4 protein-coding genes and 2 pseudogenes are annotated in these 11,638 nt (G+C 61.8%); 5 read left to right on the top strand and 1 reads right to left on the bottom strand.

Annotated elements, in window-relative coordinates:
- Positions 1–71 precede the first annotated feature (71 nt).
- Positions 72–980 (top strand): tyrosine-type recombinase/integrase, encoded by a 909-nt coding sequence (locus QQL24_RS36310; RefSeq protein WP_284317201.1) that lies wholly within the window; start codon positions 72–74, stop codon positions 978–980.
- Between the two features lie 3 nt (positions 981–983).
- A complete protein-coding gene (locus tag QQL24_RS36305; RefSeq protein ID WP_284317200.1) occupies positions 984–2,177 on the top strand; it encodes an IS91 family transposase in 1,194 nt (397 codons plus the stop codon).
- 584 nt (positions 2,178–2,761) lie between these two features.
- Here QQL24_RS36305 and QQL24_RS36300 read toward each other — a convergent pair.
- The gene (locus QQL24_RS36300; RefSeq protein ID WP_284317199.1) at positions 2,762–7,342 is read right to left on the bottom strand and encodes an nSTAND1 domain-containing NTPase; all 4,581 of its coding nucleotides are present in this window, start codon (positions 7,340–7,342) and stop codon (positions 2,762–2,764) included.
- A 644-nt stretch (positions 7,343–7,986) separates the two neighbouring features.
- Between QQL24_RS36300 and QQL24_RS36295 the strand changes: the two genes are divergently transcribed.
- The 3 genes and pseudogenes from QQL24_RS36295 to QQL24_RS36285 all read left to right on the top strand — a co-directional run.
- The gene (locus QQL24_RS36295; RefSeq protein ID WP_284317198.1) at positions 7,987–9,633 is read left to right on the top strand and encodes an ABC transporter substrate-binding protein; all 1,647 of its coding nucleotides are present in this window, start codon (positions 7,987–7,989) and stop codon (positions 9,631–9,633) included.
- Between the two features lie 93 nt (positions 9,634–9,726).
- Positions 9,727–9,924: pseudogene (locus tag QQL24_RS36290) on the top strand (integrase core domain-containing protein); the annotation flags it as partial.
- Positions 9,924–11,317 (top strand): annotated as a pseudogene (locus QQL24_RS36285) (Tn3 family transposase); the annotation flags it as partial. The pseudogenes QQL24_RS36290 and QQL24_RS36285, both read left to right, overlap by 1 nt.
- Positions 11,318–11,638 lie beyond the last annotated feature (321 nt).

Below are 11,638 nucleotides of genomic sequence, written 5' to 3'. Positions count from 1 at the left end.
CGTCGCGCCCGCATTGAGCGTGGTCCGGCAGCGGCAGAGCATGACGGGCTTCTTCAACAAGGAGCCCAACCATGCCCCATCCCGCTATTGATGCACCCATCAGCCCGCTGCGTCAGCGGCTGATCGACGACATGAACATGCGGCGTTTCTCACGGGAGACGCAGCGCAACTATCTCCGCGACATCGGACGTCTGGCGACATTCCTTGGACGTTCGCCAGACACGGCTACCGCCGACGACCTGCGCCGGTTCCAGATCGAGCAGCAGGAGGACGGCGTCCCCGTTCCGACCATGAACAGTATCGTGTCGGCGCTGCGCTTCTTCTTCACCCACACGCTCGACCGCCCGGACCTGGCGCGCCGGCTCGTCCGGCTGGCGCATCCGCGCAGGCTGCCCGTGGTGCTCAGCCGCGACGAGGTTGCCCGGCTGCTCAACGCCACCACCTGCCTCAAGCACCAGGCCGCGCTGTCGGTCGCCTATGGCGCAGGCCTGCGCGTCGCCGAGGTGTCGATGCTGAAGGTCGCCGACGTCGACAGCGAGCGCATGCTGCTCCGTGTCGAGCGTGGCAAGGGCGGGCGATACCGGAACGCCATGCTCTCGGAGGACCTGCTCACTCTTTTGCGGCAATGGTGGAAGGCCGGACGGCAGCAGGGCGTGATGCATCGCGACGGTTGGCTGTTCCCGGGACAGCACGCGATGAAGCCGATCAGCACGCGGCAGCTCTATCGGATCGTCGTCGAGGCGGCCCAGGCGGCTGACATCGCCAAGCGGGTCGGGCCGCACACCCTGCGCCACAGCTTCGCGACCCACCTGTTGGAGGACGGCACCGACATCCGGATCATTCAGGTCCTGCTCGGACACGCCAAGCTGAACAACACGGCCCTCTATGCCAAGGTCGCGACCCGGACGGTGCGTGCCGTGACAAGCCCGCTCGACAAGCTCGGCCTGGTCAATCCGGAAGAGATCTCGCCCGACGGCTGAGCCGTGCGCACCTCGATCGAGGTCGCCGCCGTCTTCCGCGCAGCAGGCCCTGCCTACCGGGCCGCCCATACCGGTCACCTGAGCCTCGCCCAGCTCAAGGTCATGTCGGCGATCGAGCATTGCCGTACCGCAGCCCTCGGCGGGCATGTCGAAGCCTGCGAGGACTGCGGCCAGTGGCGCATCGCCTACAACTCCTGCCGCAACCGGCACTGTCCCAAGTGCCAGGGCGCTGCGGCGCGGACATGGTTGGCCGAGCGGGAGGCCGACCTGCTGCCGGTCGGCTACTTCCACGTCGTGTTCACGCTGCCGGACGAGGTCGCCGCCGTCGCGTTCCACAACAAGGCGGCGGTCTACGACCTGCTATTCAAGGCAGCGTCAGAGACAATGCTGACCATCGCGGCAGATCGCAAGCACCTCGGCGCACGTATCGGCATCACCGCCGTGCTCCACACCTGGGGTTCGGCGATGACGCACCATCCGCACGTGCACATGATCGTGCCGGGCGGCGGCATCGCACCGGACGGAAGCCGCTGGGTCTCGTCGCGACCGGCATTCCTGCTTCCGGTGAGGGTACTTGGCAAGCTGTTCCGCCGGCTCTTCCTGACCCGTCTGGTCGCGCTGCATGATGCCGGGCGGCTCCCCTTCTTCGGGTCGATGGCACACCTCTCCGACCGGCGAGCCTTCCTGCGCCACCTTACTCCAGTCCGCAAGAAGCGCTGGGTGGTCTATGCCAAGGCGCCGTTTGCGGGACCGGAAGCGGTGCTCGCCTACCTGTCTCGCTACACCCACCGGGTCGCGATCTCGAACAGCCGCCTGATCGCCTTCGACGAGAGCGGCGTCACATTCCGCTACAAGGACTATCGTCGTGACGGCGCAGACCGTCAGCAGGTCATGACGCTCGCAACCGATGAGTTCATCCGCCGCTTCCTGCTTCATGTCCTGCCGCGTGGCTTTCACCGCATCCGACACTACGGCCTGCTCGCCGGCTCCGCTCGCAAGGCCGGCCTCGTACGCGCCCGCGAGTTGCTCAACGCCGCCCCACCTCCCGATGACGACAGCCCGGATGGAACGGACGAGTTCCACCCGTCATGCCCGTGCTGCGGCGGGCGCATGATTGTCATTGAGGTGTTCAAACGATGGAGGCAGCCGCGCGGACCGCCGAACGCAAGGACACCGAACCGGGAGAACGTCCCATGACCCGGCATAGCATGATCCAGCCTCAAGCCGCAGGCGTACAGCCTTCGGCACCGGATCCACGCGGGTCCATGGTGATCAGCAACGCCAACAGGACCGTGCCGAGCCGCTCACTGTTCCGACAACAGCACGCCCACACGCAACGAAGCGGTCGGTCCGCGTTCATCACCGCGCTTCTCGGCGGCGGTCGCGCCATCGCCGACAGCAGCCGAAATCCGAAATCTCCATAGCCATCGACCTGTGGCCCGCGGGTTCCTTCCTCGGGGACTTTCGTACGCCTGCCGGCGCCCGAAACTCTTCACGGGAGCGGAATGGCGGCTTTCCTTGTCGAAAAGCCAATGAGGGGACATTGGTTGGCGGCTTCTCGCAGCTCTGCAGGGCCAGTTAGGTCGTTGCTACAATCGGCCGCCCTTCCACCGTTCAAGCTTCCCTGCACTGCTATAGCGCCAGCAAAACCGATCCGCACCCCGCTTCGACCGCTACGACGCCGGCGACAGCCCGCGGCCGCTTGCCCGCGACATCAACCGCACCCGCCGGCGAGGCTCACCCACCTCCGTTCTTCGGCGCAGTAGCAAACATACAAATCGCTAGTCTGCGCAATCTGCCGCGCTTCTGTCCACGGGCAAAAAGAAGTGCTTGCGTTCGCACTGAGTTAGCACCCTCCGCAGCGTGCTCTTTGCATAATCAATCATATCTTTTGGCGTTTCGAAAGTTCGTACTATCTGAACATTCATTTGGCCGGCGACAATGGCGATCCTGGTCCCGTCGGAATTGAACGACGCTCGCGTCAGCGCCGATCGGTTCGCTTGGTCCTCTCTACTGGCCAGGATCGCCATCTCCCGGCCCGATTCCGCCTCCCAGAGTCTGACGGTGCGATCCTGGGACGACGCCGTCACGACATAGACACCGTTGGGGCTGAACGCGGCACTGTCCACACTGCCGTGATGACCCCGAAGGACTACCTTTTCTGTTCCATCCCGAGCGTCCCAAATTCGAGCGGTTCCGTCGCGTGAGGCGGTCAACAGTGACTGACCGTCGCTGCTGAAATCGACATCTGTCAACGCGTCGCTGTGGCCTCTCAGCGTGACGACCGCGCTTGCGTTCTTGGTGGACCATATTCGTGCAGTCCGATCCAGCGACCCGGTCGCAAACAGCAGGCCATCACGACTGAAGGCTCCTGTGGTAACGCGATTCAGATGCCCGACAAATACAGCGAGCTCCGTCCCGTCCAGCTTTGAAAGCCGCGCGACGTTGTCATCCGTAGCCGTGAGGACAAGACGCCCGTCGGGGCTGAAAATGGCTTTTGGCATTTTCCCGCTTGTCTTGAAGGCAGCCAATTGGCTGCCGCTCTCCGTATCCCAAAGCTGCGAAGTGCCATGCAGCGACGCCGACGACAAGACACGTCCATCGGGGCTAAATTGAACATTGAGGAGAGCCGCATCTCGACTTTTCAGCTGCACGGTTTGGCGCCGGCTTTCAATGTCCCAAATGATAATTCTGCCATCAAGAGACGCGGTTGCTATGTGATTGCCATCAGGACTGAACGCCACGCTTTGGATCCGTTCGTTCGTTTTGAGCTGGCCGATTTCGTGTCCGCTCGCAACATCCCAAAGATGCGCGACGCCCTCCCCGCCACCGGTTACAAGGTGCGCATTGTCGGGACTGAACACCGCAAACGTCGGCGCATACTTGTGAACAAGCGTGGTCGTCAGTATTCCATCAATGTCCCACAGCCGCGCGGTGCCGTCGTGAGACGCTGTGAGAAGATCGTTGCCGGCCGAGCTGAACTCCACGTGCTCGACCAGGGGGCCGCGGCCATTGATGGCTGTCAGCAGCGACGCGTGCTCGACGTCCCAAATGCGGACCGTACCGTCGATGGAGCACGTAGCCAAAAGTCGATCGTCGTGACTGAAAGCACTGTTCGTCTCCTGATCGCGCAGCGCCGGGGTGTCCGTTAGAAGAAGGCCAGCCGACTCCTCGCCAAGCACGTTAAGCAGTTTCCCCGTCACACCATCCCAAAGTCTCGCGGTGCCGTCGAGCGAAACAGTTGCAATGAGATGACCGTCGTGACTGAAGCCGTTACCACGCGTATCGCTCTTGTGACCGCGAAGGACAGCAATCTCTGTCCCGTTCGACACATCCCAAAGTCGCGGAGGCATGCCTTCGTGAACCACTCCACTTATCAGGATCCGGCCACCGTCCGGACTGATCGCGACCTCGTTAGGCCATGCCGGCATGGCCCAGCGGCTGATCGGTTTGCCGTCCTCTGCGTTCCAGGTACCAACGATACCGTCATACCCTGAGCCAGCCACGAAGCTCTTGCCGTCGGGACTGAAGCTAACCTGCGATGACACTTTGCCGGGTACACTCAGCAGTTTCTTTCCGGTGAGAGCGTCCCAGATTGCAGTATCATTGCCCTTTCCCGCCGTGAGCACGCGCAAACCGTTTGGGCTGAAAATCGCGGTTGGAAAGTCACCGGGCTGCGGAAGAACAAAAAGCTGCTCTCCCGTTGTAGCGTTCCACACGCGCGCAGTACCGTCGCGCGCCGCGGTGACAACGCGGCTTCCGTCCGGGCTGAACGTGGCTCGCTCGACTACATCCTGGTGGCCCTTCAAGAGAGCAATAAGTGAACCGTCCAGGGCGCTCCAAATGCCAGCCGTCTTGTCATAGGACGAAGTGACAATGCGGTCCCCCGTGGAACTAAACGCCGCGTCCGCGACTCCGGCATCGTGGCGGAAGATCCGAGTTTGCCGATGGAGGAGGAGTGCCTTGTAAAGAGCGGATTCTGCTTCAAAGAGGTAGCGCCCTTTCGAAGCGGACGCGTCGGCCGGCAGCGCCTCCAGCGCGAGCAAAATGGCGGCCTCTGTGTCGCCGCTTGCGGCGATTTGCAGTGACAGAAACGAAAGCGAGAGGGACTGATTCCGGAGGGCCTGGTCGCGAGCCGCAAGCGCGCCTTCGCGTGATCCGAGGGCTTGCAGTTCGGCGGCCTTCGCTTGCCTTTCGCTCGTTTTGGCCAACACCGCTTGTCGCTCGGCTTCCTGCTGCCCTCGAAACCCAATAGCTGCGCCGGCGCCGGCAATCGCCGCCAGGATGATCGCCACGATTGCTGCGTGGCGGGTGCGGCGCGCTAACCGTGTTGCGGCCGCCGCCTCGCCCTCGATTCGCGCGCGCTCGGCTTGTCGCTCCCTCTCTGCTTCTGCCTTCCAAGCCGATGACGACGCCTCGACATACTCGATGATTTGATCGTCGACTTCCTCGCGTCGCGACAAAATCAATTCCTCTCCTTCAGCAAGCCGCTTTCCTGGCGGCAGAAGAAGCTCCGGGTTCCTGTCGTCAGAATGCCATCGGCGCGCCTCGGTCCGGAGGCGCGAGCGCATCTCAAGAAAATCGCGGTTTGCGTTGACGATCGCGCACGCACGGGGCCAGCGGCTCAGCAACGCCTCATGTGCGACGCGAACGATGGCATGACCCTCCGCGTTCTCGTCGCCGACAAGAAGACGAGCTGCGATCAATGCATCGAAAAGAGCGGATTGTTCGGGCGCTCCGGCTACGTCGGCCAGCAAGGCAGGGGCTGCCGTCACCACCTCCTCGCCCAGGCGCACAGTCGTAAGCGCTCGGAGTACAGCGGGCAAGGCAGCCTGGATATGAGGCGGCAGAGCGTCGACGACTTCGTCGGCGCGACGCGCGACCGCGCCCTCGAGGCCACCCAGCGCTCGATAGGCAGCAAACGTCAGTAGCCGGCGGTCTCGGCCGGCTTCGTAAAGAGCATCGAGCACAAATTCGAGAAGCGGCAATGATCCGGAATCGGCAACCGCCGCCGCCTGCAGCACGTCCTCCAATCGCCCATGGTCGGCAGACTCCTCGAATCGCAAGCCGGCAGCACTTGCCGGCCCACGTATGATCTGAGCGATCTCCACGCCGGCCGGCGGCAACAACTCATAGGTGCCCAACTCGTCTTTCAACGTGGAGAAGCCCGGCACTTCACTACAGCGGTGAAAGAAATCGGCCCGTATCGTGCCAATTACCCAGACGAGGCCGCTCCCAGCCAGCATTGCTAGCAGACGCACCAGCGCTTCGCGCGACTTGGGTTCCGACTCAGTGGTGAACAGTTCCTCGATCTGGTCGACGGCGAGCGCCAAACGCGCCTGCGGAGGTGCCAAACCAGCCGCTGCTGCCGCCTTTCCAAGCGCCGACCGAATCAGCGCTAGAGCACGATCGGGGACGTTGCGAAGCAGGTCCGCCAGCTCGGTTGCGGTCCTCTCCTCGGCAAGTTCCGGCAACGCACCTCCGCGTAGCAATGCCGCAGCCATGGCGGAGATGGCATCGGACCCCTCCGATGGTCGGAACAGGCAGCGGCGCCATAATGCAATGCCGGCGACCGTCCCAGGTCGGGTGATCGCTGGAAGCAGCCCCGCCCGCAATAGCGAGGATTTTCCCGATCCGCTCATTCCGTAGATCAGCAAGAAGGCTTTGCCATTGACGGCTTGCTGCTCAAGCCTCCTGGAGCAGGTGGCGATAGCTTGCGCTCGGCCGAAGAAAAGCTCAGCGTGATCGAACTCGAAGACATCGAGGCCGCGGAACGGCGACCTGGCCTGCTCCGCAGACTCCGGCGATACGGAATAGGCGTGCACAGGGCGCGCAATATTCTTCAGTCTGTGCTCGCCGAAGTCTGAAAAAGTGAGCGCCAGCTTGTCGCGGACTTGATCGCGGGCTGCGCGCGAGATGCATACGCCGCCGGGCTCACAGAGTGTTTCGAGCCTGGCCGCGACATTGACGCCCTCGCCGTAAATACGTTCCCCGTCCTGAATAACATCGCCAAGGTTCACGCCTATGCGGAACACCATTCGCCTGTCTTCCGGCGTCTCACGGTTGCGCTCGGCCATGATCCTCTGAATCGCAACAGCGCATTCGACGGCTCGGACGGCGCTGGGAAACTGCGCAAGGATGCCGTCGCCCGCGGTATCGATGATCCTCCCGCCAAAGTTGCCAATCGTCGGCAGAACAACAGTTTGATGTCCCTTCAGCTGCCGGACCGTCGCAGCCTCGTCGATACCCATAATACGAGAATAGCCAGCGATATCCGCCGCCAAAATGGCGACAAGCCGTCGTTCAGAAGGTTGGGTGTCCACAGCGGGCTCGGCCATCAGATCGACATTTGCGGGCGACATTTTGCGCGCGATTGATGGTCAAGCGTAGCATAGTTGCGCCACAGGCGCCTTAGCAACGATTGCTGTGGTCAGAAAGGGCGCCGTAGCAGGCTGTGGGCCTTCCTGTGGCCCGTGAGGCGGCGGCCTATGGCTCAACCCTGGCAGAGAAAGCGACCCAGAGTCGATCAAGCGGGGCTTGGATCAGCAGTTGGATCGCTGGCTTCTACGTGGACCCGGAAGCGCAGGTGCGTCCGGACCATCCGCTACGGCCGCCATGGCTATGCGGTTTCCGCCACTTGGCGCACAATGGCACGCTCGATCCATCTTTGAGCCATAATCGTCGACAATGCCCGCTGGCATCTCCTCCCTATCGCTGAGGAGTTGGATCGAGCGCGCAAACACTGTATAGCTTTGCTACGTACCTCGCGGAGCGAATGCGCCTGAACTCGAACCTTACGCCGTTGAACTCGCCCGGTTCAGATGAGATTAGCGATGTCGCACCAAACGGCGCAATTCCGCAAATAAGCGGTGATTGATTTCACTTGGTTATGTCGGCTGGTCGAGCGATCGCAGATGTAACTATTTGACGGCAGATCAAACTATAAACAGCGGTCGCCGCACGTCAAATCCGGGATCGCAGGTGCTCGCTCTGGGGTGCGATCGCGATGAATATACAACAATATAACCATCTCACGGGCTTACAGTTGAGCCGCCGTCAGGTGCTCAAGGGAGCCGCGCTCGCAACTATGAGTTCGTCCAGCTTAGTAGGGAGCTTGTCCCGAGCATTCGCGCAAGACAATCTACGGGCACAGATCTTGGGAATTCCAGGTGTCGGTATTCAGCCGACCGACGCCGATTGGCAGAAGGTGGGCGAGCTTTGCCTCGGCGGCACGAGGTCCAACGTAGCGAGAGGCGAATTTACCGGCGTCGAACTCAGCTTCATGGGTCTCAACAGCCAGAATGTGCACAATGTTGTATTTCGCGGATTGCTTAAGCCCTGGGAAACCTATACCGGCGCGAAGATCACCTGGATTGATCTCATTCAGGCGGATTACGACACGCACCTGCAGCAAGGCATCGCCGCCGGCATGCTGGATTTTGACATGGCCGAGATGGGCGCGCCATTCGAAGGCGACGTTTGCGGCAATGGCCTCGCGTCCGAAATGCCAGACTGGGTCAGGACGCAGGTCGATATGGACGATTACGTCAACTATCTGAAGGGGCCGGTTGGTACATGGGATGGCAAGCGCTATCGCGTCTCCATCGACGGCGACTGCCATACTTTCAGCTATCGCACCGACGTCTTCTCCGATCCTGATTTAGCGGCTGCATGGAAGGCGGCGGGAGGAGAGGGCGCCTGGGGCCGCCCGCGCACTTGGCAGAGAGTGCAGGCAGCGACGAAATTCCTAAAGGGCAAGAAAGTCGGCGGAAAGGATGTCTTCGGCTATCTTGATCCGGCGAAGGGAGCTGGTGGCTTCGGCTTTTATTTCTTGGCGAGCCGCGCGACGGCCTACGCTAAGCACCCGGACGACAAGGCTTGGCTGTTTGATGTGGACACCATGAAGCCGCGCGTCAACAACCCAGCCTTTGTGCGCGCCATCCAGGACGTCATTGACGCGCTTCCTTCAGAGCCGGCAGACCAAATCAATGCCGATCCGGATACGACGGCCTTCCAGCAGTTCGTTATGGGCACAGGATCCATGTTGTCATGGTGGGGCGACGTCGGTCCCTCGGCCCGGACTGCCCCCTCGGTTGTCGGCAATGTCGTCAGCTTCGACATCCTGCCGGGCTCCGACGACGTCTATAATTCGAAGACCAAAATGTGGGAAAGGCTCGCGGGCGGCCCGAACTTTGCGCCCAACATGGCTTTTCTCGGCTGGGGCGTTTACGTCATGGCGTCAGTCGACAGCGACGACAAGAAGAAGAAAGCAGCCTGGAGTGCGGCCGCCCACCTTGGCGGAAAGGATATCTCACTCTGGACGTCGGTTTATCCGACCGGCCTGCAACCTTATCGAAACAGCCATTTCAACATTCCCGAATGGGTGGCGGCAGGATATAGTGAGGCCTTTATTACTTCGTATCTCGACGCCAATAAGAACAGCTACAACCATCCGAATGCGGCTATCGAACCGCGCATCCCCGGTATATTCAGGTACTACAGTGCCGCAGAGGACGGGTTGGCCAGGATCTACGCCGGGCAGTCCGACGCTCAGACTGGAGCCGATGCGATTGCCGCGGCATGGGAGAATCTGACCGATCAGATCGGTCGCGACAAGCAGATCGAGCTCTACAAGGCATCGCTTGGCGTCTAGTCGAGATATGTGAGTCACCGAGCCGCGCTTTTCCCGGGGATTTTGAACTGCTCTTGTTCTGACCCCTAATTGCGGAGCATCAACGTTTGCGCAGCCGAGCGCTTCATCCAGACCGCTCTCAGAGAGTGGGCTTATGCTCAGGCCTATCCAACCTCACAACGCCGCGCCCAAGAGCTCCCAATCTGGCTCCATCGATATAATTGGCATCGCCCACACGGCGGCATAAAATCTCAAACTCCTATCAGCAGACTCGGCCTGTCCGAGGACAACCTCTTGAGGCTCCACATCTAGCTGCGCTGGCCGATGCCGGCGAACTGAAGGATGTGGATTTGTCCAAGGGCAAGTTGAAAGTATCGCCCATCCGCGATCTGACGCCGGAGGTTGCCAAAGACCTGGGCCGGCTTGCATACGACGCACTGCCCCGGGTCAAGATCACGGACCTGTTGCAGGAGGTCGACCGCTGGACTGGCTTCAGCGACTGCTTCACCCACCAGCGCAGTGGTCGATCGACGGAGGATCGGCCGGCTCTGCTAACTGCGGTTCTGGCCGACGGGATTAACCTCGGTCTGACCCGCATGGCCGAATCCTGTCGCGGAGTCACCATCCGCCAACTCGCATGGATGCACGACTGGCATGTTCGCGAGGAGACCTACACGGCCGCGCTCGCCCGCATCATCGATGCTCACCGCGAACTGCCGCTCGCCCGCCTCTGGGGCGACGGCTCAACCTCGTCATCGGATGGCCAGTTCTTCCGTGCCGGCGGCCATGGCGAGGCAGCCGGTGACGTCAACGCCCAGCACGGCAACGAGCCCGGTGTGGCCTTCTACACCTGGATCTCCGACCAATACGGCCCCAATCATACCAAGGTGATCGCAGCCACGGCGAGCGAGGCCATCCATGTGCTGGACGGGCTGCTCTATCACCAAACCGGGCTGGCCGTTGACGAGCACTTCACCGACACTGGCGGCGCTACCGATCATGTGTTCGGGCTCTTCCACCTCATGGGCTACCGCTTCGCGCCGCGGCTGCGCGACCTGAAGGACCGCCGGCTCTATCTGTTCCCCGGCGATCAGCCACCGGCCGTTCTGGAACCATAGATAGGTGGCACCATCGACCTCGAGCACCTCCTCGCCAATTGGAATGAGCTTCTGCGGCTGGCCACGTCGATCCGCACCGGCACAGTGACGGCCTCCGCCATGTTGCGGCGCCTGTCGGCCTATCCGCGGCAGAATGGCCTTGCGCTGGCATTGCGGGAGCTGGGTCGCATCGAGCGCACGCTGTTCACCCTGGACTGGCTGTCGGACCCCGCGTTGCGACGACGGGCCAACGCCGGGCTCAACAAGGGCCAGGCCCGCAATGCTCTGGCACGGGCGATCTTCTTCAACCGGCTGGGCGAGATGCGTGATCGCAGCTTTGAAACCAAGCCTACCGAGCCCCCGGCCTGAACTTGCTCGTGGCGGCCGTTATCCTGTGGAATACCCGCTATTTGGAAGCCGCGTTGGGAGATCTGGCGCAGCGGGGCATTGATACAAGGCCGGAGCTGGCGCGACACATTGCTCCGCTCGGCTGGGAGCACATCAGTCGGACCGGTGACTATATCTGGGATGCCGATCCACTACCTGAGCACGGACTGCGGTCACTTCGCCGAATTGCCTCCATTCTTGTTCCCATGAGCGGTACGTAATGATCACTTTCGTGTCGTCACCCCATCTACACATGGGATGCAGAACACCAGATGCCTGAAGGCTTCCGGTCGCTCAGGCTTGCGGCTCGGTTGCGCCACGCCGCATGACGTTCATGCGCTGCGCAACATGGTCCTGCACCTGCTGGCGCCGCTCGACGAGGTCAGGAACCCGCTGAGGGCGAACGAATTTCTCCCGAAACCAGCCGCCTGAAGAGCCTGCCGCTATCAACGGCTCCGGTCTTTGGCTCATCGGCACGGAGCAGGACTGTGATCTACCCGCCAACGAGAGCCGCTGTCATGAGAGGCCCTCAATGCGCGATG

This window comes from Labrys miyagiensis, assembly GCF_030160835.1.
Classification (GTDB): domain Bacteria; phylum Pseudomonadota; class Alphaproteobacteria; order Rhizobiales; family Labraceae; genus Labrys; species Labrys miyagiensis.
The sequence above is the reverse complement of the archived record's forward strand: the minus strand, read 5'-3'. Positions and strand labels throughout refer to the sequence as shown.